Below are 24,213 nucleotides of genomic sequence, written 5' to 3' on the forward strand. Positions count from 1 at the left end.
TCTTCGCCAAGATGTGTTACCCAACCCGTTTGTAATGCATTTCAAAAAATGCACTATTCAATTGTGTAGTAATTTGAGGATGTTAGTCGTGTCAGAAAGTTGAGTTAATACCTTTAAAACGAGACAAGCAGGATAAATGGACCGACAGACTCTTCTTTTAAATATCTTCAGCGCCTTGTCTAGCTCGCTTGGGCCAAGCTACTGGTGGCCGGGAGAGACCCCTTTTGAAGTAGCTGTGGGCGCAATTTTAACCCAAAACACTAATTGGCAAAATGTAGAAAAGGCTATTTTTAATCTAAAACAGGAAAATTTACTTACCCCCCACAAACTCTACACTCTATCCGAGCAAAAACTGGCCCAGCTAATCCGTCCGGCTGGCTACTTCCGAATCAAGACTAAAAGACTAAAAAATTTTCTCAGCTTCTTATATTATGAGTGTGATTTAAACTTCGACATGCTCAAAAAACAGGACATGCAGGAGCTGAGGCCAAAATTATTGCAGGTAAGTGGAATTGGCCCGGAAACCGCAGACAGCATCCTCCTATATGCTCTGGAGAAACCCTCTTTTGTGGTTGACGCCTACACCAGAAGAATGTTCAACCGTCACGGCCTAGTGGTGGAGGATGTAACTTATGAAGAATTGCGTTCGTTTTTTATGGATGTCCTACCCCCGGACGTACAACTTTATAACGAATTTCATGCCCTGATAGTACGCACAGCCAAAAAGTGGTGCCTGAAGAAAAAATCTCATTGTTCTGACTGCCCCCTGGCCCAATTTTTGGACTAGACAGCCACCAACTTCAATCTGCCCCATCCCATAACCGCCTTCCTCCTTTAATCTTTTTATACTCATAGAGCCCAGTCCGGGACAGCATGCCCTGTCTCTGACAGTCTGGCTAATATCACCCATGCGATAAGTTAAAAGACCATCCACCTGCTGGTCTTCAAAGATCCAGTACGCACGCTTGAAGCTTAAGGCACACCTTGTTGTATCTACTTTTGGACAGGAAGGGTTCTCTGTTGCGTTCAGAGCATTTTTGAAACGAGCTGGCACCTCTTAAATGAAAGACACATTTGTTAAAAACAACAAATACAAGGTGTTAGATATTTTCGCCTATTAATTCGAGTTGTAAAAATACAAGATTCGATATAAAATTTGTTTGCTATTTCTAGCTGTTATCCTCACAAGTAGCCCGGCGCACTTTGTCTTAGACACATACAATTCCGGACTTGTAAGGGTAACTCATCGTCCTGACATCTGGCCATTGATTTGTCTTCATAGCCACATTTGGCCTTCATAAGAATAGCACTGAGGATAATAAAATTTGAAACACGGTATGAGTACAAATTATCTAGAAAAATAATGTAATTCGCCTATGCATACGGTAAAAAAATGTATCCTGTTTCTAGTATCTCTTATTATGGTTTACGGCCTGGGAAACTATGCCCTTCAACACATTGTTATACTGCCAAAATTTTCATCTCTGGAGCTAAATCAAGCCAAAAAGGATGTCTCGCGCGTTACAGACGCAATCCGACGGGAAATTCATCATGTTGCCCAGATGGCCTCAGATTGGGCACAATGGGATGATACTTATCACTTTGTGCAAGACCGCAATGAAGCTTACATAAAATCAAACCTGGAGGAACAAGGTCTTTATGAGAGTACAGGAATTAACCTCATATATATCTGCAAACTTAACGGCCAGGTTGTATGGGGCAAAATATATATGCCGGATCAAGGTCTTATAAAGCTAAGGGAGTTCCCCGAGACCTTTCTTGATAAAAATTATTTCAAATCTGACAAATCAAAAAACGATCTTGAAGGAATTGTCCTTACCTCCAAAGGACCAATGCTGATTGGCTCCAAGCCTATTGTTAAAAGTTCAGGAGAGGGACCAATCAAGGGATTCCTTATTATGGGAAAGTTTTTAAATAAAAGTTTACTTGACTCTCTGAGGAAACAAACCTTGATTAATTTTTCTATTAAAGACTGCACTAAAGAAAATCTCAGCCAAGAAGACCAAGCCATACTAGCACGTCTTGCTCAGGGGAATTTTGTATCTCAGGCCCCAAAAGAGAACCTTTTATTGGCTTATGGTATGTTACCTGATCTAAGAGGACACCCGGGCCTTCTGATTAAAGCAGAACTTCCCCGTGACATAATGGCACAAGGTCGGGCAGCAGCCGGGTTAGTATCGCTTTCAGTCTCCGCGGCCGTTACCCTTGTAGGGACTACTCTCTTCTTATGGTTCATAAACTATGTGCTTGAAAATCGTCGACGGACAACCAAAATCGAAAAACTCGTAAACAAACGCACTGCTGACTTGAAAAATGCACATGCTCTCATGAAAAAATTAATAAATTCAATCCCTGACCTTATTTTTGCAAAGTCTAGAGACCTCAAGTATGTCTTGTGTAATGATGCTTTTATCAAGTTTACTGGATGCGACGAAAGTAAAATTTTTGGTGCTTCTGATCCAGACCTATTTCCCAATAATAAAAAGATAATCAATCTATTTAAAGAAAAGGATCAACAAGTTTTAGATACTGGTGTACCAGTAAGTTTTGAGGAATGGCTTTCATATCCTGACGGTCGCAAGGCTCTTTTTCATATAATTGTGTCCCCCTATTGTGATGGAGAAGATAATTTTCTCGGGCTAATCTACGTTGCCCACGATATTACTGAACAAAATAAGATAAAAGAAGAAACAGAAAAAATTCGTAGATTAGAGTCCCTTGGTGTCTTGGCTGGCGGAATTGCCCACGACTTTAATAATATTTTAACGGCGATACTCAGCAATATCGAACTCTCAAGGATGCATATCAGTCCAAAAGATAAAGCATACAACCTATTATCTGCGGCTGAAAGTGGATGCGCCCAAGCAAGGGCTTTGACCCAACAACTGCTTACCTTTTCAAAGGGGGGTGAACCCATCAAAGAAAGTGCTTCTATTGCGGATTTAATACAGGATTCGGCCAAATTTATACTCTCCGGAAGTAATATAAGCTGCGAGTTTGAGATACCAGATAATCTTTGGCCTGCTGAGGTTGATAAGGGCCAGATAAGCCAGGTAATCCAAAACCTTGTGTTCAATGCCAATCAAGCCATGCCGGAAGGAGGCCTCATAACCATAAGATGTGAAAATTTTATAAAGGATGCCAAAGCTCCTCAGCCCTTACCTCAAGGAAAATATATCAAGATAATGGTTCAAGACAATGGAATTGGTATCTCCCCAAAATACCTGCCCAGAATCTTTGACCCCTATTTTACTACGAAGGAGAAAGGGAGTGGTCTTGGCCTTGCCATATCACGTTCAATCATACAGAAGCATGGTGGCCATATTGAAGTGGAATCGGAGCTGAATATTGGTACAACATTCACAATTTATCTTCCTGCGTCTGACGAAAAGAGCTCTCCTCAGGCCGGGCCAAAAATCGTAAGTCATAATAAAGGTAATCCCAGAGTGCTGATCATGGATGATGAGGATGCCATAAGGGCAGTTTCCATGGAGAGCCTAACATTTTTAGGATATGATGCTGAATCTGCATGTGATGGAAAGCAAATGCTTGAGCTGTATAAGGCGGCCAAGCATAAAGGTCGTCCTTTTGACGCAGTTATTATGGACCTGACCATACCTGGAGGAATGGGAGGAAAAGAAGCGGTTGAAAAGCTACTGGAATTCGATCCTGAAGCAAAAGCTATTGCTTCCAGTGGATATGCAAATGATCCGGTAATGGCAAATTTTAGGAAATACGGTTTTAAGGGATTATTAGTAAAACCCTACAAACTGGAAGAAATAAGCAAAACCTTAAATGAAATAATCTTTTCGTCTAGAAAAAAGATATAATATGAAAAGCGAAGGTTTGTACGGATAGTACCAGCTCACGATTTTAATCGTGCGCATTGACACACTATATTAAAGGATAAATTTACCTTTAAATGCCTCTATTTGTGATTTCCAGAACCATTACCAAGGCATCTTCTCCATTATCAGGATAGTAATTTTTTCTTAGACCTGCCTTTATAAACCCAGCACGTTTATAAAGATTTAAGGCGGCCACATTTGATGGTCTGACTTCAAGAAATACTTTTTTGCCATTTTTTCGACGAAAAAAATTTAAGGCCGTACAAAGCAGTTTTGTCCCTAGCCCCTGCCTTCTTTTTTTAGGATGAACAGCCAAATTTAAAATCTCCATCTCTTCACCAACTAAAAAAAATGAAATATAGGCCAACAAACGACCGCCGGATTTAAGGCCAAAAACATAGAAGTGGTCCTGAGACAAACAAAGCCTGAACTGTTTTTCCGTCCAAGGCGTAGCAAAACAAAGACGTTCAAGAGCCACCAATTCGGCAAGATCTTTTGCAGTCAATTTTAAAATTTTTTCTTCCATTCGATCAATCAACTTGTTTAATTCACAGGTTTATTAAAGTTGTTTCAGAGACTACTTCATCTTAATTCCTTAGCATCAAACTCCTTCCACTCGCCCCCCTGCAAATATTTTTGAATTATCTCATTACATAAGATTAACATATTGATAATCATGGAGTTATGCCAACTGTAAAAAGGTATGAGTTCTAACTGCCAAGTATACACCGTTACTTGAAATTTTAGTCATTCCGCATTAAGCAATTATTTACTTTATACTTGTAACGAACACAGGATGTAACTTTTATGTTTTCTGCTTCTCAAAATAAAAACGAATTTATCCCGGGACAGGAACGAATAGAAGTTGTGGACAAAAACAACAACCCCATAGCTGTTCTGTCCCGAAATGAAGTCCACCGCCAGGGACTTTTTCATCGCTCTGTGCTGGTTCTGGTCTATAATCAGGAAGGCAAAGTCTTTTTACAAAAAAGGCATCGCGACAAAAATCTCTATCCTGGCAGATGGGATCTTTCTGCCACCGGTCACGTAAAGGCAGGAGAAGCAGCTGAAGATGCAGCCCTTAGAGAGCTCAAGGAGGAAGTGGGAATAGTACCACGACAACTAAAACTTATATACACCCTAAAAGGGACAAAAGAGACACACAACGAGTTTGTCTACTTGTTTTCCGCGGGAAAAATTTTAGACACTCCCAGCCCAGACCCTAGCGAGGTTGAGTACGGCCAATTTGTTGACGCTGAGGAACTTTCAACAATGGTCAAAGAGTTCCCTGAACTTTTAACCCCGGGAGTTGTCTATTTTTGGCAAAAAGGATTGATATTCCCCAGATAAAACCTGACTCATCAAACTATCACAGGGATAAGGTAAAAAAATAGAAAAAATTAACTTTTTTCTCCTATAAGCCTTAGTTAATATAGACTTGAGCATATTTTTTCTCATTCACCAGGGCTATGCCTGTACCTCTGACAACTGTGGTCAGGGGGTCTTCATCAATTCTCACTTTTATCTGCATTTCTTTAGCAATCAGTATATCTAGCCCTTTTAACAAGGCCCCGCCTCCGGCTAAAAGCAAGCCATTAGTAGCCACATCTGACACCAATTCCGGTGGTGTTTTTTCAAGTGCCCTGCGCACAGCCAAAACAATAGTGTTCACTGGTTCCTGGATCGCCTCTCGGATATGTCCATCTGTAATTTCTATGGACTTGGGATTACCATTAACCAGATTCTTCCCGGAAACTCTATAAGTTAAAGACTCTTGCAGGGGATAGGCTGAGCCTATTTTAATCTTTACATCTTCAGCCATGTTTTCCCCAATCAGGAGCTGAAATTGATCTTGTATATAACGCTGGATGGCCTCATTCATTTCATCGCCCGCCACACGAACAGACTCTGCATAGGCCACAGCAGAAAGAGAAATAACCGCGACTTCAGTAGTTCCTCCGCCAATATCAACGACCATATTGCCAACAGGTTGGTCAATAGGAAGCCCAGCCCCAATAGCCGCAGCCATTGGCTCCTCCACTAGCTTTACTTCTCTGGCCCCTGACTGCAGGCCGGACTCTATCACTGCTCTTTTTTCAACCTGAGTTATCCCCGTTGGCACACAAATTACAGCCTTTGGCTTAACAAGATTCAGGCCACTGATGACCTTGCGCATAAAGTAGGTGATCATAGTTTTTGTCACCTCAAAATCAGCGATGACACCATCTTTTAAAGGTCGTATAGCAGTAATACGCTGCGGAGTCCTCCCTAAAAATTCTTTGGCCTCTTTACCAACAGCCAAAATTTTTTCATCACGGCTGTCAATAGCCACTACAGATGGTTCATTGAGAACAATTCCGTCCTTAGGAGTATATAGTAGAGTGTTGGCCGTTCCCAGATCCATGGCCAGGCTTTTACCAAAAAAACCAAAAAATCTTTTTAAAAACATAAAATTTATCACCTTGAGTTGCTATTGATATCAATCGCTCTACTTCCCCACTCAACTACTAAACCACTCTACCAGTTAAACCATCTGGCTTAACCTACTTTTCAAATACAAATTTTCCAAAAACAAGGCCAGGTATTCAGCAACCATTTGAACAAAAATCTTCAGCTCTTCATTAATGGCAACAAGGTGCAAGTCAGCCAAGACTAGCACCCCCCTAGTCTTTTTATGAACAATTAGAGGTAAACAGATAATTGCTTTAAACTGACTGGTATTTACATCTTTACCCAATAAAGAAAGACCTTTCGGAGCAGTTTGATCGCCAGAAAATATAGCCGAACCATTTTTAAAGACCCAGCCCAGAAGCCCTGTATCAATACTAAACTTTCGCTCAGTACTTAAATCCCCTATCTTTTTATTCCAACCCTCCAGGAAAAAGCCCTTCCCGAGTTCATCCCGCACAACCAAAAAAGCATATTCAAACCCACTAGCCTCGGACAAGACGTTAAGCAACTTTTCCAAAAAATGTCTCCAACGGGGATATTTTTCTCTGAGCTCATAAACTATACTTAAAAAATGATAATAATTTTGTTTTCTTACATTTAAGTCTAATCGACTGAAATCGACTATTATAGACTCTATCAACTTGGCAAATTGATGTAAAATCTTTTGATCCTTTTCACTAAAGGAGTAAGTCTTCTTACTGTCCAGGCATAGGGCGCCCAATCCTCTGGATAAAGGACAGCCCATAAAGGCCTTGATTTTTGATTCCCCTTTGGTATCGTAATAACCTAAACACCCTGCATTCCTGTCAAATTTATTAATCAAAAGCGGTTTATTATTACGAATTATCCACCCCACCAAGCCTGTGCCCGGTTTAATCTTCGTGTGCAGACTAATATTATCGCCTAGACTGAAATAAGATGCCACGGCATAACGAGAGCCTGAACTTTTCAAAAAAAGAACAGCCGAGTAGGCATCAAAAACACTGCATATAATGCCTAATATGCTGTCCAGGCAATGATTTTTCATATAAAGCTATTTAAAATGGCGTTGGAAATAAAACTCCAAGCTTCGATTATATGTTTTCTCCTCTTCCTCAGTAAAGAAACAGGCCGGAAGCTCCCCGCGCTGACGGTGATAATGCAGACATTCACAACACAAACCATGTTTGGAGCAACCGGGGTAAGTACAGGTGCAATATTTAGCATTGATCTTCGCCCGCGGACATTTATCAATTTTTTGCATAACACACTTCCCCTTCTTTTAACTTTTCATTTCGCCAATTAATTCTATTTCTTTCTAAAGAATAGAGCCCTCGCGTGTCAACACCTTCTCTCTATTCATAACTGTTGATATTTTTTAAAAATAGTGTTAGTTTTAATTGCTTATTTATTAAGGATTTGAATGTGTTTCTTTTTTTAAAATATATTTTTATCATTTTTTAATAAACTGACAAATTAAAGGGCTATAAATGAACCCAAAATGGGAAGATTTTTTCCTCAATGTGAATGATATTCACTGGTCTGATCCCACAACTCCTCTTCCCAGATTTAAAGTTGATAATATTTTAACTTTAAAAAAATATCTCGATATCGTCCATATTAAATCCTGCCTCTTAAAACCATATATAGAAACTAAAGACTATCCATTGGTTGACCCCAGAGATCTCTTACCCTCATTTGAAACTGACTTATATGAATTCGAACATCTACCTGGTTTTAGCCTCGTGGCCTTTTCCAGAGCAATAGATTACTTTAACGAAATCTTTCAATTCGATATCATACATACCCTCTATGAAAAAAATATTATTGATCAGAATGACGCTTGCCCTTTACCAGAAACCATCCATTACAATAATCTAAACGCTTTTCTAAATAAATTACCCAAAAATTTACATGAACAGTTTAAATTTGATTTTTCCCAAAAAGATATAGCCGATTTAAAAAATTACGGACTACTTTTTAAATATATTTTGCAAATGGACCGAGGCCATGTCATGGCTCTGGATGCCAATAATAACTTTTACCTTGCTGGCATCTATGCTTCTTTCCCTTCCGATTTAGATACAGAACTAAAAAGATTTGGGTTAAGAATTAAAAAATTCAAAGCGAATGACAACGTAAAATATGAGCTAAACAGAAATTTTGTTTATCAATTTTTGATGGAATTATATGGATTTCCTATAGTCTCGGAGAGAAGAACATCCGCTGCCCTATTTGCACGAAGATTATTTAAATTAGGAGAAACTTTTCTCATTCGTGTCCTAGGGCAATCCGATAGAACAATCACCACCCTGTATGCCGACCCTAAAAATAAATTTTATCCCCGAGTAGAAAAAATTGCCTTGGTTAAAGTTGAGACGACCAAAAAAGATACTCTGACCTTTCTTAAAGAGAAAGGTTATTTTGTTGATCCGGAAAATAAAGTTGTCTTGATTCGTGTTATTTACCGTCAACACAAATATGACCCCAATAATGTTCGTGAAGACAGGGCACTCTCTGTTCTTCGCCAAGAACTAATCAACCCATATACGACAGAAATCTGCAGTTCAGTTAATATAATCAAAGATACTTACTCAATGACTCTGAAGCTCAATGATATAGTTAAAGGTGAATTTATTGGCAGGATTAAATACAAGCGAGAAATTGTAGAGAATACAGAAACACATGAAAAAAGACTCAAATTTTTATACGCTTGGCTAAACAAACATCAACGACGAATTATTGGATATTCTGATGAGTTTTACGCTAATGTGGTCAAGGTTTTAGATAACTATCTCTTAAACTCTGATCTTTTTGATAAATTTAATGAACATCATTCACTTTATCAAGAGGTCTGGGAAAAATATAGTTATATCCAGCAAGCCAGAAAAGTAAAAATACTCGAGGATCTTAAAAAGAGGAGATATAATAATCAACGCATAAATTACCTCCAAATGCTAGAGATGGTAAATAACATTCTCAATGAATTAAAATTTGAAGTTGTTAATTACTTTGACGAACTAATCTTTAGAACTATATTTATAGCTGAGAGCATATTAAATGATTCATACTTGTTAAAGAGATATATTAAGAAAAAAGACGAAGAATTATCAGAGTATGGTCAAAAAATAAAAAAATTATACGGGCGCTTGGTTGCACTGGTGGATGAATTAAAATCCATCCGCAAAACCAAACAAACATAAAGCTGAGGGATGGTCATGCCTACCCCTTTTACTCTACCTATTTGTCAGTATTCTTAGACTTATATCTCTGGAGGAACAAATGAACGATTTATTAACTACCCCTTTAAATCAATGGCACAAAGATAATAAAGCCAAAATGGTACCATTTGCAGGCTGGGAAATGCCAGTCCAATACTCCGGGATAATGGCCGAACATAAACACACCCGAGTATCTGCATCCATATTTGACATTTCCCATATGGGAGAATTTATTATCAGCGGCGATCAAGCAGAGCAAGCCTTAAGCAATATTTTGACTCATGATTTAAAAACATTGACTCCAGGTAAGTGTCGTTACGGCTTTATGCTCAATGAAAATGGCGGAGTTTTGGATGATCTCATTGTCTATCGCTTGGAAGAGCACAAGTTTATGCTCGTGGTCAATGGAGCCTGTATTGACTCTGACTTTGAGTGGATAAAGTCCCATCTGCCCCAAAATGTGGATATAACCAATCTCTCCCTTGATCTGGCAAAAATTGACCTTCAAGGCCCTAAGTCCATTGATGTTTTGGAAGAAACTATCCCGGGACAATGGCGCTCCCTTGGCTACTTTAATTTCCGCCAGGTTAGCTTTAATGGATATAACCTTATAGTCAGTCGAACCGGTTATACTGGTGAACTAGGCTATGAATTTTATCTGCCCTGGGACAAGGCTGAAAGCCTCTGGACTACACTTTTAGAAAATAAGCTGGTTCAACCGGCTGGTTTAGGAGCCAGAGATACATTGCGCCTGGAAGCAGGCCTGCCCCTTTATGGCCAGGATCTGGATCAGTATCATACACCAGTAGAAGCCGGGTATGGTTTTATGCTCAAATCCGAGGCCAACTATATTGGGCGAGACAAGGTAAATGATGTCAGAGAAAAACTTATCCCTCTAAAAATCCCTGGCCGCAGGAGTGCAAGGCATGGCGATGAGGTCTTTTATGCGGGAGAAAAGGTCGGTCAGGTAACTAGCGGTTCCTTTGCACCGTCTTTAGGCTTTTGCATCGCCCTAGCCTATGTTCATAAAGACTTTGCTGATAAAAATGAGTATATTATCAAAGGGGTTAGGACAGAACTTAACGCAGAGAAGACAGAACTCCCTTTTTACAAACAGGGAACAGCCAGAATTAAATTGTAGGGACTCAAAATTTTGAGCCCCTCAGCAAGACGTTAATGCACACATTCTTCCTTGCCCCCCAATACTGGAAACCCCCATATCTTCTAGAAGGACAGGAGGCCGTTCATCTAATCAAAGTCTTGCGCGCAAAACCGGGGACAACTATTAAAGTACTGGACGGTCAGGGTCGGCTCGGCTTATTCGAACTTGAGCAGGTTAAAAAAAGAAAGGCTTATTTACAGCCAGTTAAAATATGGTCTAAAGACAAGCCCAACAAAAAACTCTACCTGGCTATAGGCTGGACCAGGTCAACCCGCAGATCATGGATTTTGGAAAAAGCTGTGGAGCTCAAGGCCTGGAAAATAATCTTTTGGCCAGGAGAGTTCAGCCAGGGCCGGCCCGGGCAGACACCAAAGGAAAACTGGAGGAACAGGCTTATTGCCGCAGCCAAACAGTGCCAAAATCCCTGGCTGCCTGAAATTTTGAACCTATCCGGTCTTTCGGAATTAATCCATTACGCCCAAAATTTTAAACAAAAAATCGTTTTATGGGAAAAATGTCCCCCAGAAAACCTTATAACCGGTCAGGATATATGCAAAGAAGAAAAAAATCTGGTTGTTATAGGCCCTGAAGGGGGATTAAGCGCAACTGAAGTAAAAGAATTGGCCCAAAATGGATTTAAGACTTTTTCCCTGGGTACATCTATCCTACGCTGGGAAACAGCCGCTATCGTCTGTCTCAGTCTACATTATCTCGAACTTGAAAACTCGAACCCTCTCTCTGGTGTTTAGCCAAAATCTTTAAGAGGCTATGGCCAAACTCCATTTTGACTACCAGAGATTAGAAATCCTGGTTTCTTGAATGCATTGCAAAGGGCTGAGTAAACCATCTTGGCAAAGCTTGCGGATAAGCAGAGCATCGGGATGACCAAGCTAGATATCAGGGAGTATTTCCCATAACTATCGACAATAAAAAGAATAATCATTTATCCCAAAAGCCCCATTATGCTCTGCCCGCAAGCAAGCTATAGTGGGTCCAGGCATTTGCACCAGCATGAAAGAAATCAAGACTAACAAAACCATGAAAATTAAGTTGATAAAAAGGTTTGGCTACAAGCTCTTAAATATCAAATAAGCTCCAGCCGTAAGAACCCCGGTAAAAAATACCGCGTAAGCTCTGCGAATGCGAAGACTAAGAATCCCCCCAATGCTGGCAAAAATCCATAAGTAAGGCCAGGACAAAAAAGAACTCCTTGGCAAAATGGGGGTAATCTTTTCATAAACAAAAATAAGGAAGTGGATAGAAAGATAAGCAAAAACAATATTTATGATTAAAATCTGAAGGATAGACCCTGAAATTAATTTTCCCGGGCAAAATTTATTCTCATTCTGGTATCCTCGTCTGCAACGCTTTAGTAACTGGTTATAACTTTTATTCTGCCACTCCCTTTGTCGTCCTTCTAGCCAAGATCCAAACAAGGCCAAAGGTATAGTCAGAATCATAGCCAGAAAAATCTCTTCTATTAAATTAAGATTCAAAATATGAATCAAGGTTATACTTGCAAAAGTAGAAAATAAGGACTGTGGAGGGATAAAAGTCCCGGCTGGAAATAAATCAAGCCAAAACAGCTCAAAAAATATAGCCAGATTAAGACTTACAGACCACTCACCAGTAATGTAAGACCAAAAAAGCGCAGCAAACAGAGGCCGATCAACAAAACCAAAATTCAGAGCAAACCTAAACAAGGAAAAGATGGCAAAAAAAAACTCCCCAAAAAAACAATGTTATGAGTAGATAATAAAGATAGTTCTACCATTCACTCACCTGCACAGGTTTATGCGGTACGCAGCGAAAATCAAGTTTAACTCCCTTTTTGGTAAAAAACTTCAAGCAAGAGATATCTTCCTGGCTCAAGGCAATATGCGCACAGACCTGTTTCTTACCTGGTCCATAGTGGAGATTACCAACGTTTAAAGAGTCAAAATCTAGGCCTTTTTCATAGGCCATGCGGGCGTCTTCACAGGTAGCAAATAAAATAAAAACCGATCCTTCCTGGCTCTCAAACCTATTTTTCACGTAAGCTAAAGAATCCTCAATAGACGAAAAAATAATCTCCACTTCCTGTGGGATAGCCAATTTCACTATTTCTTGTCGCAAAGGATCTGCTGCCAAATCATCATTTACCACTATCATAACCCTGGCCTTAGTATATGGAAGCCAAGTTTCAATAACCTGACCATGTACCAGACGATTATCTATACGCACCCAAAGCATTTTCGTATAACAAAAAAGTTAAAAGGTAAAATATCAAAGAAGTAAAAAGGCCAAGAGGTGAAAAGTTGTGTCCGTGAAAGGTCACAAGATGTCAATAAAAGTTATTTTTTCTCTCTTAGTCTATCTTCTCTCAACCTTTTTGGTTACTCACAGGCCTTTTCAATACTTCTCCGGCAACAACAATCCCCTGTCTACCAGCTGATTTAACCTCAGCAGCCAATTTCTCCAAGGGAAGCTCCCTACTACTCAAAGCCTTTAAGAGCATAGGCAAATTGACCCCGGTAATGACTTCTAACTTTTTTACCCCCAAAAGAGATAGGCTTAAATTGGTCGGAGTGCCACCAAACATATCAGTTAAAATCAATATTCCCTTACCAGCATCCAAAGCCTGGACAGTGTCTTTTAACTCTTCAAGGATAACATCCATAGGTTTGGAGACGTCAATGCCAATACTTTTGCAGGCTTTCACGTCTCCTAAAATCATCTGGGCTGCTTCAATCAACCCAACACCAAAATCGCCATGCGTTACTAGAACGATTCCAATCATTGCTTTCCCTTATTTAGCTCGTAGCTGATATTTCAAAATTTCTTCCAGCTTTGAGCTTTTTATCCAACAACCAGCAGCAAAAAATAGGAAATCTGGAGGATAAGCCTTCTCATTACATCACTTTCACTTTCAACCCATCTTATCTTCCATTTTTTCTTGGTCTCCCCACTTCTTCTTCCGAGAGCGCTGTCACAACTCACATATCTTGACGCCTTTTCTGCCTTTAACCCAGCTCCAGATGCCGATGTTCAATCGACACCATAAAGCCCTTGTCTTCTAAAAACTTATATATTTCTTCTGTGACCGCCACAGAACGGTGTCTACCCCCGGTACAACCCATGGCCAAAGTTAGCCTGTATCGACCTTCCTGGGCATATAAGGGAACAACAAAGCCCAAAAATGACTTGAACTGATCCATAAAGAAAGGAGCCGGATCCCGTCGCAAAACAAACTCTGCCACGACCTGATCCTGCCCGGACAATGGACGCAGTTCTGGTTGAAAATAAGGATTGGGTAAAAAGCGGAGATCAAATACCATGTCTGCTTCCAAAGGTACACCATATTTGAATCCGAATGAGATCAGATGCACTCTCATTCCTGAACATGACTGCTCCAGACACTCCCACTTTTCCTGGATAACCCGCCTTAAATCGTGAATGGAATAACTGGAAGTATCAATAACAAGGTCAGCATCCTGGCGCAATGGTTCTAAAATGCTCTTTTCTTTTTTCAAAGCATCTTCCAGGCCTAGATTTTGCCCCGCCAGCGGATGAGGCCGTCTGGTAGTGGCATAGCGACGAACAAGAACCGGAATAGAGGCTTCTAAAAAAATTAGCATATGCGACTGCCAGGCAGGACAATCTTTTTGCAAGCTATCCCTGACCGTTGCCCACTGCTGGATAAAATCCTGCTGACGCAAATCCATGCCTAAAGCCAGCCCTCGGTAATCCTTGGGATTTTCTTTAACAAAGAGGTCGATTAATGATCGAACCAGGCTGACAGGCAGACCGTCAATACTAAAAAATCCGAGGTCTTCGAAAACCTTTAAAACAGTACTCTTCCCTGCCCCGGATAAACCGGTAATAATTATAATTGGAAAATTTCTATTTTTAGACAATGTGTTAATCTGGGTTCTGAGTTTTGAATTTCTGAACCTTAATCTCTACAAATAGATTAAACAGAACTTAAAAAACTCCATAGCTCCTGCTTGTCCCTTGCTCCTAAAAAAGACTCCTTAAAAGTGACGTCTTGAAGAAGTCTGGACACAAAAGCCAGAACCTTAAGATGCTTGCCTGCGCTCTTTTCCGGAGCAAGTAACATAAAAAAGATATGTACTGGCTTATGGTCTAGGGCATCAAAGTCAACCCCCTCAAGACTTCGACCGGCAACCAAAAGTACATCTTCGAGATTTTCCAGTTTGCCGTGGGGAATAGCAACCCCGTCTCCAATCCCCGTGGTGCCCAATTTCTCTCGGTCAAGTAAGACTTCATGTACGTGAGCTTTATCAATAAAAGTAAATTTGGCTGCCAATGGAGATATAAGTTCAGCCAGGACCTCAGATTTAGTCCTGGCTGTAAGGTTTGGAATGATTAAGTCCTCATCTAAGTAATGAACTAACTTCATTTCATTAAATCCCTGGATCTATTAGGCCAAAATCACCATTTTTCCGTCTATAAATAACATTTACTCTTTCTGTGTCTGCATTAAGAAAAACTAAAAAATCATAGTTTAAAGTATCCAGTTGCATTGCTGCTTCTTCAACTGACATTGGTTTTGGCTCATATTGATCTGTCTGAACAATAACAGGTTCTTTTTGACCGGATTCGCTCTGGCTGAAACTAATGACATCCATACGGACAGACTTTCCTTTTTTCTTTTTATATCTGTCCTTTTCTTTGTCCCTAATTTTTTTGACTTGAGCTTCAATTTTATCTACAATTAAATCTATACTTGAGTACATATCTTCGCTTTCTTCATTAGCAGAAATATGTAAATTTTTTCCAGTCAAAATTACTTCCGCAATATGCCTGAACTTTTCCACTTCCAGATTGACTTGCAATTCAGCATTTTCACTATCAATTATATATTTAGATATCTTTTCCAATCTTGTCCGGGCATATTTTTTTAAATGTTCAGAAGGTTCAAAATTTTTGAAATTAAACTTAATCTTCATAAATAGCCCCCCTTTTGGTGTTTATTGGGTTTATTATCCCGCTATGGCGGGGTCCAATCAAGTTATAAAAATAACCTTTTTTTTGTAGACACATCAATAAAGACAACCAACTACAAACTCCATAAAGCCCGTGTTATAAACACTACATAACTTACTAAAAAATTTTCTTCCGCCTCGAAGAGGAAGGGATATTTAAAGCTGCCCTATATTTGGCCACTGTCCGACGGGCAATATTGACATCAATTTCCTCTTTTAATTTTTTGGCAATAGCTTCATCGCTCAAAGGCTTTTTCGGATCTTCGGACTCAATTATCTTCTTAATCGCTGCTTTTATACTCTCAGACCCTACCTGACTACCATCATCTGTGGATAATCCACTGTTAAAGAAAAATTTTAGCTCAAAAATACCATGCGGAGTAGCTACATACTTATTCGTAGTAATCCTGCTTACTGTAGATTCATGCATATTAATATCTTCAGCCACATCTCTTAAAATAAGGGGCTTTAATTTACTTACTCCGTGCTCAAAAAAATCACGCTGAAAGCGAACAATGCTCTCCATAACCTTATACAAGGTACTCTGTCTTTGATGCAAACTCTTCATCAACCACATGGCTGAACGCATCTTTTCCTGCATATATTCTTCATCAGCGCTTATATTGCTCTTTTTCCTACCGCGACTTAAATTTAAATCTCCAGTATAATAGGGGCTCAACTGTAGTTTAGGCAGGCCTTCATCATTTAAAACAATTACAAAATCATCTTCATACTTATATACAAATACATCCGGACTAATATAAACTACATCTTCTCCACCATAACTCGATCCAGGATATGGATCCAAACGTTGTAACAAGTCCAGATATTCCTTCATCAACTCTTTACTGATCTTAAATTTCTTCAGTAAAGGAGCGAACCTTCTCTTTTCAATGTCTTCCAGATGATCTTTAACCAAACTAACTAATATTGGATCTGTTTCACCATACGCTTCCAACTGCACCAGCAGACATTCCTGTGGACTTCTTGCTGCTACCCCAACAGGATCAAATCGTTGAATTCGCCTCAGCACCTCTTCTACCTGTTTTATCTGCACACCTAGTGTCTCGGCTATTTCTTCAACAGAAGCGGCCAGATATCCCCTGGAATCAAGATTGCCAATTATTTCTTCCCCGATTTCCATTTCCTCTTCGGTAAAGTCAGACAAGTGCAATTGCCAGAGTAAGTGACCTTCCAGAGATGGCTTGGTAGCATATCTTGCTTCAAGAGACTGGACCTCTTCTGGAACCTCTACTTCCCTTGCCAGAGCTTGTTTGGAAGCGCTGGAAAATTGACCAAGATAGTCTTCCCAATCAGCGCTTTTAACCAACTCCTTTTCTTCCACATTGAGTTCAGACAGCTGGTCATTCTTTTTTAAAAGTTCACTGTCATCTTCCAAGGCAACCTCAGGATCTGCCTCTTCCAACATGGGATTCTCCAATAGTTCCTTCTGAACTACCTCGACAAGCTCCACTCTGGACAATTGCAACAATTTAATTGCTTGCTGCAATTGCGGTGTCATGACTAGCTGCTGAGAGAGCTTTAGTTGCTGTCTTAACTCAAGTGCCATAATATCGTGCGTAACCGATGGATGTTATTTGTTTATTTAAGTGAATAGTAGTGCAATACTCGTTTTCAAGTTCATATTTTCATACGCAAACTACGAATTGTTTACGTTCTGTTAATCTACCCAAGATAATAGTTAGTGTAAATGACAAAAAATCAACTTAAAACCTAAAGGCAAAAAGATTCTCCCAGATAGACTCTTCGGGCCCTTGAATCAGCAATAATTTCCTCTGGGGTTCCATTCAAAATTACCTGCCCGTCATAGACTAAATAAGCCCGATCACAAATACGCAATGTCTCACGGACATTGTGGTCTGAAATAAGCACACCAATGTTCTTTTTTTTCAAACGCAAAATTATTTTCTGAATATCATCAACAGCAATGGGATCTATGCCCGCAAATGGTTCATCAAGAAGCATAAATTTAGGATCCTGGATCAGGGCCCGGGCAATCTCTAATCTTCTTCTCTCTCCGCCAGATAAAAAAGAAGCCTTTTGACTTGCCAATTTCTGAATGCCCAATTCTTGCATTAGTTGCTGGGCCTTTTGTCCCTGTTCCCTAGTGCTTAGTGGAGTATATTCCAAAATAAGTTTCAAATTTTCCAATACAGTTAATTTTTTAAATACGGAACTTTCCTGAGGCAAGTAGCTAAGACCAAGTTTTGCTCTTTTTGGTAAAGACAAATTGGTTATTTCCTTATTGTCTACATATACATGCCCCTTGCTTGGAGCGATTATACCTACCAACATATAAAAAGTTGTGGTCTTGCCGGCTCCATTAGGTCCCAAAAGTCCTACCACCTCACCTTGCTTCAGGCTCAAAGAAATGCCCCGCACAACTTCGCGCATTCCGTACTGCTTATGCAAATCCAGAGCTCTCAATTCAACAGACATTAATGGCTCCCAACTTTCTTAGGGGGAGTAAAAAATATAGCCTGAACTCTTTGTTTGGAGTTACCTATGACTTCAGAGGTGTTATCTTTAAGGTTCAAAATGATAACTTGACCACAAATCTCGTTCTTTCCTTCTATAAGTCTTGGATTTCCTTCCATTTTGATCTCTTCTGTTTTTGGGTCATAAGTAATTCTGGCACATTCCCCCTTTTTATCCTGGCGTATAAAATGCACTCGGCCTTCGGCCACAATCTTGTCAATATCACCAGAATCCGGCCCGAACAGTTCCTGAGTTGAGCCTTGCACCTTAGACCCTGTCTCTTTTTTTGCCTTGAAATACACAAAAAGCTTATCCGCCCAGAGTTCAAAATCTTGCCGCCAGACATAGACATCGCCTTCAAAGATCACCTTGTTTGTCTTGCTTTGATAAATCATCTTATCTGAGGTAATTTTTGTGGGCGTCTCTTTTTTTATTTCCTTCGCCCATAATACAGAACTTAGACAAAGAAATATATATACAAGGCAAATAATTTGTTTTTTCATCTTCTCATAATCTCCTCTGCTTTTGCCTTTTGCCTTAAAACGACTGTCTTCACCCTGCCGGTAGCCTCAATGGTTTCCTCATCCAGATCAATAACTGCATTCTCAGCTCTAATGCTCATATCTCTTTTAACTAACTCAACTTTTCCCAGTAAAAATATTTTCCTAGACCTCCCACGATACTCGGCCCTTTCAGCCTTCACCGTCAAATCCTGATAAAAAATTGTAATTTGCGGCCAGAGCTCAGCTTGATCCTTCTGCTGATTAACCTTGCCCAGCGGTGCCAAAATACTTAGCTTTTTCCTATACTGCCCTAAATAATAGATTATTCTTGGTTCGTCTAAAAAAATTTCTTTATTCTTTTCACTATAAGTTCCTTTTTTGGCCTTTAATTCCCAAATGACCTGTCCATCTCTTCCCTGTTTGAGGACAATACCTTGCAGCGAAAGGTCAACTGCCAGATCATTTTTATTTTTTAGTCTATCGGGCGTAAAGCTAAACGGCCAGCGCCAGATAAAGAGCACCAGGAACAAGCCTATAAAAAAAAAGGGAATTATTTTTTTCAGCATCTATAGAGTCCAATTCTTCCACAAATCTTCCTTCTTGCCCTGACAGGTGAGCAAAAAATCAATGGCCTCACGCACAGCCCCATGACCTCCTGTGACAGTACTTATCCATTTGGCCAAGGCCTTGATTTCCGGTCTGGCATTATCCACAGCCATTGGCAAGCCAACCAATTGCATGGGCTTAGCATCCACCCAGTCATCGCCAAGAAAGGCCATCTGGCTATACTCAATCCCCTTCTTAAACTTTAGTTCCTCCAATTTAGGCAACTTATCCTGAAAACCAGGATAGTAATCAAGGATGCCTAGTTCTTTGACCCTGTGTTCTACAATAGGTGAGTCCAGGCCTGATATAACGGCTATATCCAAACCCGCAGCCTGAGCCAACTTAATACCTAAGCCATCTTGGACATTAAACCGTTTCATCACCTGACCGTGCATGTCATAGTAGAGTCCGCCATCAGTTAATACGCCGTCCACATCCAAAATGAGTAGTTTTACCTCTCTGGCCAAAGCTTCAGCCAACATAACAGCTCCTCCAAAGACTGAGTAATTTTTTAAATAAAAATAAGGCATTATCTAATGGCCAAGAATTTGGACCATCACACAGGGCATGGTCTGGGTCGGGATGTACTTCCATAAACACTCCATTGCACCCGGCAGCAACAGCAGCCCGGGCCAGAGCAGGAACAAATTCCCGTTGCCCTCCGGAACAACTGCCTTTGCCCCCGGGAAGCTGAACCGAGTGGGTTGCATCAAAAATTACTGGAAAGCCAAATTGTTGCATTATGGGCAGAGACCGAAAATCAACTACAAGATTATTATACCCGAAACTGGAGCCCCTTTCTGTAAGCCAGATTTTATCATTACCACTCTGTTTTATTTTCTCGACTACCTGCTCCATATCCCATGGGGCGACAAACTGACCTTTTTTTACATTAACAATCCTGTCCGTACGGGCTGCGGCCACAAGAAGATCGGTCTGCCGGCATAAAAAAGCTGGTATTTGAATGACATCCACTACTTCTGCCACCGGTTCAGCCTGATCAGGAGTATGGATATCTGTAAGTATGGGCAGACCTGTTTCGCCTTTTATTTTCATAAGCCAGTCAAGACCTGTCTCTAGCCCCGGGCCTCTGAAACTCTTGATGGATGTCCGGTTCGCCTTATCAAAAGAACTTTTAAAGACCACAGTTACGCCCAACTTCTGCGCTATCCTAGCCAACCTCAGACCAACCTTAAGAGCCAAGTCTAGACTCTCAAGAACACAGGGACCGGCTATGAAAAACAGCGACTGCCGGCTATTTTCAAATAGATTCGAGTTTATTGAGTTCATTGGGTTTGTCTTATAAGGGCAGGTCCCGCCCATGGCGCGATGCCTGCCCTTGAGTTTATTGAGTTTATTGAGTCTACGCACTCCTTTTCAGCAATGCAGCGCGGATAAACTCCCGGAATAGAGGGTGGGCATGCATGGGATTGGATTTAAATTCCGGATGAAATTGACAGCCCACAAACCAAGGATGGTCAGGAATCTCCACGATCTCCACCAGGGTCTCATCTGGAGAGAGACCACTGATAATCATCCCTCCTTGCTCAAACTCCTGAGCAAACTCTTTATTGAATTCATAGCGGTGTCGATGCCTTTCCATAATTTCAGGTACTTGATAGGCTTCGAAGGCCTTGGTCCCTGACTTTAACACGCAAGGGTAGGCCCCAAGACGCATGGTTCCGCCTTTTTCACTGTCTGCCTGCCTTTTCTGAACTGTTTTATTCCGAAAATCATACCATTCCTTCATCAAATAGATGACCGGATAGGGGGTAGTTGCATCAAACTCTTCAGAATTGGCCCCTTCAAGACCTAATACATTGCGAGCAAACTCAATAACTGCGCATTGCATACCCAGACAAATGCCAAAAAAAGGAATTTTGTTCTCACGAGCGAATTTGATAGCCAAAATTTTTCCCTCTACCCCTCTTGAGCCAAAACCGCCGGGCACCAATATACCGTCTACATCGTTAAGCCTTTCGGCAACATTCTCAGGAGTAAGTTCTTCAGCATTTATATACTTAAGATCCACAGCCCGATCATTCGCCACACCACCGTGAACCAAGGCTTCATGTAAGCTTTTGTATGACTCTTTCAAGTCCACATACTTGCCAACTATTCCAATGCACACTCTGCCCTTGGGATGACGGATCTTATACACCAACTCTTTCCACTTCTGCAGGTTAGGATTCTTAGCGGGCAAACGTAGGAGAATAGCTACTTTCTGATCAATGCCCTCTTCATATAACGCCAAAGGAACCTCATAAATATTTTCAACATCTATGGCCGTAAACACTGCATCTTGGTCAACGTTGCAAAACAGTGCGATCTTGGCCTTAATTTCGTCAGTTAAATCCACTTCAGACCGGCAAAGAATAATGTCCGGCTGGATACCAATACTTCTAAGTTCCTTGACACTGTGCTGGGTAGGTTTAGTCTTAAGCTCGCCGGCTGCACGAATATAAGGCACCAAGGTCAAGTGGATATATAAAACATTTTCTTTTCCAAGATCATTTCTTAACTGCCTGATGGCTTCTAAAAATGGTTGGCCCTCAATATCACCAACTGTTCCGCCAATCTCAATTATGGCCACGTCCTCATCATTTTGGGCCACACTCAAAATGGCACTCTTAATCTCGTCTGTAATATGGGGAATTACCTGAACAGTTCCTCCAAGGTAATCTCCGCGCCTTTCTTTAGTAATGACAGAATAGTAGATACTCCCGGAAGTAAAATTATTTATCTGACTAAAAGGCTGATCAAGATAACGCTCATAATGACCGAGATCCAAATCAGTCTCTGCTCCGTCATCAGTAACATAGACTTCGCCATGCTGAAATGGATTCATGGTCCCGGGGTCAACATTGATATAAGGATCTAATTTCTGGATGGTTACTTTAAGACCTCTGGCTTTCAGCAAAGCGCCCAGAGACGCTGCAGCCAAGCCTTTACCTAAAGAAGACAAAACACCACCAGTGACAAAAATAAACTTTGTTTTCATAATTACCTGCCTGCTACCTAAATTTTATAATCAATCTAACCAATTAGACAAATTAAACAAAACTCAAAAACATCATATCTTCCTTTATTAACCGAACCTTTGAGCATTGCCAAGTCAAATATCCTGCACGGCAAAATTATGGCCATCTATAACATATTGATATTAAAGACATTGTTCTTTCATTTAATTCTAACACGCCCATTATTCACTGCTTACTTCAAAGCCAAGTTTGACATGTCCGTGAATATTCTGACTCAACCATTGACAGAAAACAAAGCCCGAGATATAGTTTGTGAAATTTTTCATAAGGAGGGCAGGCAATTGAATATTTTGATTTTTGGACCAAACGGTAGTGGTAAGGGCACACAAGGCTCTTTGGTTAAAAAGAAATACAATCTGGCCCATATTGAATCCGGCGCAATTTTCAGAGAGCACATTGGTCAGGGCACAGAACTAGGTAAAAAGGCCAAAGAGTATATTGATCGGGGAGACTTGGTTCCTGATGAAATCACTATCCCAATGGTTCTGGAAACGCTAAAGGAAAAAGGCCAAGATGGATGGCTGCTGGACGGATTTCCCCGCAATATTGTCCAAGCGCAAAAATTGTGGGAGGCCCTGCAAGAGGCTGGAATGAAACTGGACTATGTTATTGAAATTCTGTTGCCCAGAGAGGTAGCCAAAAACAGAATCATGGGCCGACGTTTATGTGTAAATGACCCCAACCATCCCAACAACATCTACATTGATGCCATTAAACCTGACGGAGATAAATGCCGTGTTTGTGGCGGCGAATTGAAAACTCGTTCTGATGACCAGGATGAGGCAGCAATCAACAAAAGACACGACATCTATTATGATACAGAAACAGGCACCCTGGCAGCAGCTTACTTTTACAAAGATTTAGCTCCAAAAGCCGGGTTCAAATATATTGAATTAAACGGTGAAGGCACTATTGAAGATATCAAAAATACATTGCTGGCTCAATTGGATTAGTTAAATTAATTAGAAAGGGGGCAATTTAAGCCCCCTTTCAAACTTTCTATTCAACACCACTTTATAAACAATTTACCCAATACCGTATCCCCCAAAAGCGCTCAATATCTTGATTCCAAAACTTTCTAAATAAAAATCATTAAATCTTACTCCTGACTTTGTTTAACCTATTTCAATATTATCTTCTTCATTTTCAACTTACCTATTGTCTCCTTGTCCATCGCTCAACAACCTTAGCCAGTTCATCATTTTTCACCGACTTGGTAACGCAATCGTGAGTTTAAAATTCTTCTAGACAAAAGGCCGTGTGGACAACTTTTATTTTGTTTATTAAAAACAGGTAAATAGCGCAAATTCCCTGGTCCCATAACAACAGCACTTCCCCCTATTCCCCGCTCATTTTACTAACTGCGGAGGTTTTACCGTTTTTTACTATTATATTGATTTTTTTGAGGAATTTATGTATTTTTTATTAATAATAAAACGTTAACCAAAATGCTAACTTTATACACTCCGCCCTAAAACAACAAATCTTGAAGTGGTCATTTGGCTAATACCCCGCTACTAATTGCTAAAAAAATCAAATAAGGTATTGTTATGAGCACTTTAAAAGAACAAATTACCACTTATCTCGTGAATGAGTTTGATCTGGATTTAACTGACGCAGAGGCACTTTTTGCCATTGCTCAGGACACTGTACGGGAAAATTTAAAAGAATTAGAAGAATTTTTGGCTAATGGGGATAGTGCTGGTCTATCTAAAGCGGCCCACACTCTTAAGGGAGCACTCCTTAATGTCGGACAAAAAGAACAGGCCGAGTTAGCCAGAACCATCGAACTCCAGACAAAACAAGCCAATCTGGATGGGTTAAAAGATATTATTGTAAAATTAAAAGAAAAATTAGCAGACTTTTTCGAATAAAAAGCTCGAAAGTTAGTTGT

25 protein-coding genes are annotated in these 24,213 nt (G+C 40.3%); 8 read left to right on the forward strand and 17 right to left on the reverse strand.

The window, feature by feature from the left end:
• Nucleotides 1-136 precede the first annotated feature (136 nt).
• Both AC3WVG_RS01985 and AC3WVG_RS01990 read left to right on the forward strand, forming a co-directional pair.
• Nucleotides 137-787 (forward strand): endonuclease III domain-containing protein, encoded by a 651-nt coding sequence (locus AC3WVG_RS01985; RefSeq protein WP_488796504.1) that lies wholly within the window; start codon nucleotides 137-139, stop codon nucleotides 785-787.
• Nucleotides 788-1,376: 589 nt separating this feature from the next.
• Nucleotides 1,377-3,851 (forward strand): CHASE4 domain-containing protein, encoded by a 2,475-nt coding sequence (locus AC3WVG_RS01990; protein WP_488796505.1) that lies wholly within the window; start codon nucleotides 1,377-1,379, stop codon nucleotides 3,849-3,851.
• An 88-nt stretch (nucleotides 3,852-3,939) separates the two neighbouring features.
• Here AC3WVG_RS01990 and rimI read toward each other — a convergent pair whose 3' ends face one another.
• Nucleotides 3,940-4,395: a ribosomal protein S18-alanine N-acetyltransferase gene (rimI, locus tag AC3WVG_RS01995; RefSeq protein ID WP_488796506.1), complete on the reverse strand. Its 456-nt coding sequence runs from the start codon at nucleotides 4,393-4,395 to the stop codon at nucleotides 3,940-3,942.
• A 281-nt stretch (nucleotides 4,396-4,676) separates the two neighbouring features.
• Between rimI and AC3WVG_RS02000 the strand changes: the two genes are divergently transcribed.
• Nucleotides 4,677-5,219 carry an NUDIX hydrolase gene (locus AC3WVG_RS02000; RefSeq protein ID WP_488796507.1) on the forward strand — a complete coding sequence of 181 codons (543 nt, stop codon included), beginning with the start codon at nucleotides 4,677-4,679 and terminating at the stop codon, nucleotides 5,217-5,219.
• Nucleotides 5,220-5,292: 73 nt separating this feature from the next.
• Here the strand turns inward: AC3WVG_RS02000 and AC3WVG_RS02005 are convergent, their stop codons facing one another.
• The 3 genes from AC3WVG_RS02005 to AC3WVG_RS02015 all read right to left on the reverse strand — a co-directional run bounded on the left by AC3WVG_RS02005 (nucleotide 5,293) and on the right by AC3WVG_RS02015 (nucleotide 7,563).
• Nucleotides 5,293-6,318, reverse strand: a complete 1,026-nt coding sequence (locus AC3WVG_RS02005) for a rod shape-determining protein (protein WP_488796508.1) — start codon at nucleotides 6,316-6,318, stop codon at nucleotides 5,293-5,295.
• 75 nt (nucleotides 6,319-6,393) lie between these two features.
• Nucleotides 6,394-7,347, reverse strand: a complete 954-nt coding sequence (locus tag AC3WVG_RS02010) for a GAF domain-containing protein (protein ID WP_488796509.1) — start codon at nucleotides 7,345-7,347, stop codon at nucleotides 6,394-6,396.
• Nucleotides 7,348-7,353: 6 nt separating this feature from the next.
• A complete protein-coding gene (locus tag AC3WVG_RS02015) occupies nucleotides 7,354-7,563 on the reverse strand; it encodes a DUF6485 family protein (protein WP_488796510.1) in 210 nt (69 codons plus the stop codon).
• Between the two features lie 226 nt (nucleotides 7,564-7,789).
• Between AC3WVG_RS02015 and AC3WVG_RS02020 the strand changes: the two genes are divergently transcribed.
• The 3 genes from AC3WVG_RS02020 to AC3WVG_RS02030 all read left to right on the forward strand — a co-directional run bounded on the left by AC3WVG_RS02020 (nucleotide 7,790) and on the right by AC3WVG_RS02030 (nucleotide 11,431).
• Nucleotides 7,790-9,502, forward strand: coding sequence for a hypothetical protein (locus AC3WVG_RS02020; RefSeq protein WP_488796511.1), 1,713 nt, complete (start codon nucleotides 7,790-7,792; stop codon nucleotides 9,500-9,502).
• A 79-nt stretch (nucleotides 9,503-9,581) separates the two neighbouring features.
• The gene (gene gcvT / locus AC3WVG_RS02025; RefSeq protein ID WP_488796512.1) at nucleotides 9,582-10,661 is read left to right on the forward strand and encodes a glycine cleavage system aminomethyltransferase GcvT; all 1,080 of its coding nucleotides are present in this window, start codon (nucleotides 9,582-9,584) and stop codon (nucleotides 10,659-10,661) included.
• Between the two features lie 35 nt (nucleotides 10,662-10,696).
• Nucleotides 10,697-11,431, forward strand: a complete 735-nt coding sequence (locus tag AC3WVG_RS02030; protein WP_488796513.1) for a 16S rRNA (uracil(1498)-N(3))-methyltransferase — start codon at nucleotides 10,697-10,699, stop codon at nucleotides 11,429-11,431.
• A gap of 318 nt (nucleotides 11,432-11,749) precedes the next feature.
• Here AC3WVG_RS02030 and AC3WVG_RS02035 read toward each other — a convergent pair whose 3' ends face one another.
• From AC3WVG_RS02035 to pyrG, 13 genes are all read right to left on the reverse strand, one after another.
• Entirely contained in the window at nucleotides 11,750-12,385 is a 636-nt protein-coding gene (locus AC3WVG_RS02035) for a hypothetical protein (protein WP_488796514.1), read from the reverse strand.
• A 64-nt stretch (nucleotides 12,386-12,449) separates the two neighbouring features.
• A complete protein-coding gene (locus AC3WVG_RS02040; RefSeq protein ID WP_252380556.1) occupies nucleotides 12,450-12,914 on the reverse strand; it encodes a PTS sugar transporter subunit IIB in 465 nt (154 codons plus the stop codon).
• 130 nt (nucleotides 12,915-13,044) lie between these two features.
• Entirely contained in the window at nucleotides 13,045-13,461 is a 417-nt protein-coding gene (locus AC3WVG_RS02045) for a PTS sugar transporter subunit IIA (RefSeq protein ID WP_488796515.1), read from the reverse strand.
• Nucleotides 13,462-13,684: 223 nt separating this feature from the next.
• A complete protein-coding gene (rapZ, locus tag AC3WVG_RS02050) occupies nucleotides 13,685-14,578 on the reverse strand; it encodes an RNase adapter RapZ (protein WP_488796516.1) in 894 nt (297 codons plus the stop codon).
• A gap of 56 nt (nucleotides 14,579-14,634) precedes the next feature.
• Nucleotides 14,635-15,084, reverse strand: a complete 450-nt coding sequence (locus AC3WVG_RS02055; RefSeq protein ID WP_488796517.1) for a PTS sugar transporter subunit IIA — start codon at nucleotides 15,082-15,084, stop codon at nucleotides 14,635-14,637.
• A gap of 4 nt (nucleotides 15,085-15,088) precedes the next feature.
• The gene (hpf, locus tag AC3WVG_RS02060) at nucleotides 15,089-15,634 is read right to left on the reverse strand and encodes a ribosome hibernation-promoting factor, HPF/YfiA family (protein ID WP_488796518.1); all 546 of its coding nucleotides are present in this window, start codon (nucleotides 15,632-15,634) and stop codon (nucleotides 15,089-15,091) included.
• 154 nt (nucleotides 15,635-15,788) lie between these two features.
• Nucleotides 15,789-17,240, reverse strand: a complete 1,452-nt coding sequence (rpoN, locus tag AC3WVG_RS02065; RefSeq protein ID WP_488796519.1) for an RNA polymerase factor sigma-54 — start codon at nucleotides 17,238-17,240, stop codon at nucleotides 15,789-15,791.
• A 164-nt stretch (nucleotides 17,241-17,404) separates the two neighbouring features.
• Nucleotides 17,405-18,130, reverse strand: coding sequence for an LPS export ABC transporter ATP-binding protein (gene lptB, locus AC3WVG_RS02070; RefSeq protein WP_488796520.1), 726 nt, complete (start codon nucleotides 18,128-18,130; stop codon nucleotides 17,405-17,407).
• Nucleotides 18,130-18,672: an LptA/OstA family protein gene (locus AC3WVG_RS02075; RefSeq protein ID WP_488796521.1), complete on the reverse strand. Its 543-nt coding sequence runs from the start codon at nucleotides 18,670-18,672 to the stop codon at nucleotides 18,130-18,132. The genes lptB and AC3WVG_RS02075 overlap by 1 nt, the downstream gene beginning before the upstream one ends.
• The gene (gene lptC, locus AC3WVG_RS02080; RefSeq protein WP_488796522.1) at nucleotides 18,669-19,238 is read right to left on the reverse strand and encodes an LPS export ABC transporter periplasmic protein LptC; all 570 of its coding nucleotides are present in this window, start codon (nucleotides 19,236-19,238) and stop codon (nucleotides 18,669-18,671) included. Before lptC ends, AC3WVG_RS02075 begins: the two co-directional genes overlap by 4 nt.
• Entirely contained in the window at nucleotides 19,239-19,760 is a 522-nt protein-coding gene (locus AC3WVG_RS02085) for a KdsC family phosphatase (RefSeq protein ID WP_488796523.1), read from the reverse strand. It abuts the gene before it with no gap.
• A complete protein-coding gene (gene kdsA, locus AC3WVG_RS02090; protein ID WP_488796524.1) occupies nucleotides 19,750-20,568 on the reverse strand; it encodes a 3-deoxy-8-phosphooctulonate synthase in 819 nt (272 codons plus the stop codon). The genes AC3WVG_RS02085 and kdsA overlap by 11 nt, the downstream gene beginning before the upstream one ends.
• A 73-nt stretch (nucleotides 20,569-20,641) precedes the next feature.
• Nucleotides 20,642-22,279, reverse strand: coding sequence for a CTP synthase (pyrG, locus tag AC3WVG_RS02095; protein ID WP_488796525.1), 1,638 nt, complete (start codon nucleotides 22,277-22,279; stop codon nucleotides 20,642-20,644).
• Nucleotides 22,280-22,600: 321 nt separating this feature from the next.
• On the opposite strand from pyrG, the gene AC3WVG_RS02100 reads away from it, so the two are divergent.
• Nucleotides 22,601-23,272, forward strand: a complete 672-nt coding sequence (locus AC3WVG_RS02100; RefSeq protein ID WP_488796526.1) for an adenylate kinase — start codon at nucleotides 22,601-22,603, stop codon at nucleotides 23,270-23,272.
• Between the two features lie 597 nt (nucleotides 23,273-23,869).
• Complete coding sequence (locus tag AC3WVG_RS02105) at nucleotides 23,870-24,193, forward strand: Hpt domain-containing protein (protein WP_488796527.1); 324 nt, start codon at nucleotides 23,870-23,872, stop codon at nucleotides 24,191-24,193.
• Nucleotides 24,194-24,213: the final 20 nt, after the last annotated feature.

It is taken from the genome of Desulfovulcanus sp. (genome assembly GCF_982781345.1).